We start from the raw sequence: 3,114 nt of genomic DNA on the forward strand, positions 1-3,114 counted from the left end.
CCAGTCTTATGAGAAGAGAAAAGTTATGAGAAGAGATGGCGCTAATTCACGATTTTCAATCTATTTCTTCGTATTTTACTTCTCATAACTTTTAAATCAAATATACCTGCTATACTGAATGTACTTGGCAAATGAAAGGAGAAAATTATGAACAGCGCTAAGTACATCGAAATATTTAAAAATGGACAGAAAGAAGGAATCAGGGATGTGACTGTCAAACGAAAACTCCAGACCGTGAGAAAATTCCTAAGTTATCTTGAAGACGCTCAGACAGATGATCTGCTGAACATTGATAGAAAGAATGTTTATGAGTTTGTGAACAGTCTGGATTACAGATCTCAAACCATCAGCGGGGTTCAGTTTACTCTCAGGCAATTCTTTAATATCATGTATGAACAGAGGCTGTCGTCTTTTGATGGATACCAACTGTTTCCAATGATCACTACTGACAAAAGAGATTCTATCCTATCCTACTATTCGCCAGAAGAGATTAAAATTCTGGTCGAAAGTATTGACACTGCAAAAAAATGTGGCATCAGGGACAAATGCATGATCCTTATCGCTGCGGAATGCGGTCTGAGGTCAAGTGATATCATATGGCTGAGATTTGATGAAATCAACTGGGATAAAAAACTCATCAGCAAAACCCAACATAAAACCGGCATCCATGTGAATGTCCCGTTTACGGAACAGGTACAGTTTCTCCTCCTGGACTATCTGAAGAATCACAGGCCTGATGTGAGATCGGAATACATCTTTATAAATACTGTCACTAACTCTGCTTTTACTTCAGCCAAGATACTCACACAGATTGTTTATAAAAATTTTGAGAAAGCAGGTATCGAACGGAGATGCCGGAAACGTGGTGCCCATACATTAAGGCATTCCCTGGCGACTACGATGCTCGCAAATAATACTCCTGTGCCCGTTATTACCGGGGTGTTAGGGCATGCCAGTTCCAGGACAACACAGAAATATCTTTCCATTGACGTAGACGGACTCAGGAAAGTATCACTGGAGGTGCCGGAATGAAAGAAATCACAAAGAAGGAATTCACCGGCATATTTAAAGAAGAGTTTGAAAACTTCCTGCGATATAAAAACGCTTTGGGATACTATAAGAAAATAGAGGGAAACCTTCTCTACGACTATCTGGCATTAAACCGGTTCCTTGACAGCTACAAGCTGGAAGAAATTGCCCTTACGGAAGAAATGACATTCGCATATGTGAAAACAGCTGAACATCTTTCACAGTCGACAAGGCATCACCGTGAATGCAATATCAGGCAGTTTGCGAAATTCCTGAAAAGCCAGGGCTATGAAAATATCTATATCCAGTATGACTGTACAGTAAAAATGCCAAGAGATTATATTCCATATGTTTTTTCTAATGCTGAGATGAAGAGAATCTTTTCAGTCATAGATTCCAGGGAAAGCGCCTATGACCGCTATGACTCACGGCTTTTTTATCAGACGCTTATCAGGCTGCTGTACTGTACAGGGCTGAGACTGGGGGAGGCATTGGAACTTAAGATCAGTGACATTGACTTTACAGATAACATTATCATTGTCAACAGCGGAAAAGGAAACGTATCCAGACTGGTTCCATTTAAGGCTTCCCTTGGCAAATGGCTCATAAATTATAATAGGAAAAAATCAAAGCCTGGCGATACATATTTTTTTGAATCTCCGTCAGGGGGCCGGAGATGCAACCACAGCATAACAACAACATTCAGAAAAAACATCCTTCCTAAGGCAGGGGTCAGCCTTGCTTCTGCCAATGGACATAGCAGAGGTCCATGTATCCATTCATTGCGCCATACGTTTGCATGCAACGCCCTGGATCAGATGATAAAAGAAGGAAAAGACCCTTATTGCGCTTTGCCATATCTGAGTGTATACCTTGGGCATACGGATATAACAAATACAGAAATATATCTCAGGCTTACCATGGAAAGGTATGACGAGGTTATAAATGTCGGGCATTATATTTACGAGAGGGTGTTGGGAGGAGGCAGTGATGACTGATTTTGCGAGACTTATGAGTGATTACTTTGTTAAATACCTTGCAGGACAGAAAGGCTCCGGAAGCAACACTATGAAAACATATCGTGATACTTTCGTGCAGTTGTTGGAATTTATGGATGAGAAGAAACATATCAGTGCTGACTGTATCGAAGTGGACAGTTTCAGCTACGACATTATTAATGAGTTTCTGGAGTATCTTGAAAAAGAGAAAAGAGTATCCATATCTACCAGAAATAACCGTCTTGCTGCGATAAGATCATTTTTCAAGTATACGGGCTACCATGAACCAAAGTACCTGAATATTTCGACTTCCATCCGTGAAATATCCAAGAAGAAAACAGAGGGCCGACAGATGAACTATTTGTCAGTCAATGCAATGGAACATTTTCTGAACAGTTTTGATAAAACTGACCATAAGGAGCTGCGATGCTTCTGCATTGTGCTCCTTCTTTACGAGAGTGGTGCCAGGGTTACAGAATTATGCAACGTGCGCAGATATGATCTCCATCTCGAGAAACCTTACACTATGATTCTGCATGGGAAGGGAGATAAAATAAGGTCAGTTCCATTGGATGGGCTTGTAGCTGACGTGATAAGCAATTATATACAGAAATATAGAGTAGATGACAACGACTTTCTTTTCTTTAATACCAGAAGGGAAAGGCTGACCAGAGAAGGTGTAAATTATATCGTGCATAAATACTTTGAAAGAGCCAGGCTGAAAGAAGCATCGATTTACCCCGCCGCTATTTCAGCACATTGCCTCCGCCATACGAAAGCAATGCATCTTTTGGAAAATGGGGTAAACCTGATATATATAAGAGATCTCCTCGGTCACACATCCGTGACTACGACAGAGATCTATTCCAAAGCAAATCCGGAAGTAAAAAGAAAACACATCGAAGATGCATCCCGAATACGGGATATCAGCCTTGATTATTCCAAGGAAGAAAAAGAAGAACTTCTGGAATGGCTCAAAAATAGTATTTAAAAAAATAAGTTATGAGAAGTGAAATCAAAAAACAGAAGGAGAAATAAAGAAAACAGAATATACTTCTCATAACTTTTCTCTTCTCATAAGACTGGG

3 protein-coding genes are annotated in these 3,114 nt (G+C 40.1%); all 3 read left to right on the forward strand.

The window, feature by feature from the left end; translation table 11 throughout:
* Positions 1-147 precede the first annotated feature (147 nt).
* From KQI87_RS00005 to KQI87_RS00015, 3 genes are read left to right on the forward strand one after another with little or no spacing between them, the layout of a single operon-like run.
* Complete coding sequence (locus KQI87_RS00005) at positions 148-1,032, forward strand: tyrosine-type recombinase/integrase (protein ID WP_216458351.1); 885 nt, start codon at positions 148-150, stop codon at positions 1,030-1,032.
* On the forward strand, positions 1,029-2,027 hold the full coding sequence (locus tag KQI87_RS00010; RefSeq protein ID WP_195981292.1) for a tyrosine-type recombinase/integrase: 999 nt from the start codon (positions 1,029-1,031) through the stop codon (positions 2,025-2,027). The genes KQI87_RS00005 and KQI87_RS00010 overlap by 4 nt, the downstream gene beginning before the upstream one ends.
* Entirely contained in the window at positions 2,020-3,018 is a 999-nt protein-coding gene (locus tag KQI87_RS00015; RefSeq protein ID WP_216458352.1) for a tyrosine-type recombinase/integrase, read from the forward strand. The genes KQI87_RS00010 and KQI87_RS00015 overlap by 8 nt, the downstream gene beginning before the upstream one ends.
* The last annotated feature ends 96 nt before the right edge of the window (positions 3,019-3,114 follow it).

This window comes from Blautia sp. MSJ-9 (genome assembly GCF_018919065.1).
Classification (GTDB): domain Bacteria; phylum Bacillota; class Clostridia; order Lachnospirales; family Lachnospiraceae; genus Blautia_A.

Excerpts from the sequence above, each read along its gene's own strand:
- KQI87_RS00010 (WP_195981292.1), top strand. The coding sequence starts at position 1,029 with ATGAAAGAAATCACAAAGAAGGAATTCACCGGCATATTTAAAGAAGAG.
- KQI87_RS00005 (WP_216458351.1), top strand. The coding sequence starts at position 148 with ATGAACAGCGCTAAGTACATCGAAATATTTAAAAATGGACAGAAAGAA.
- KQI87_RS00015 (WP_216458352.1), top strand. The coding sequence starts at position 2,020 with ATGACTGATTTTGCGAGACTTATGAGTGATTACTTTGTTAAATACCTT.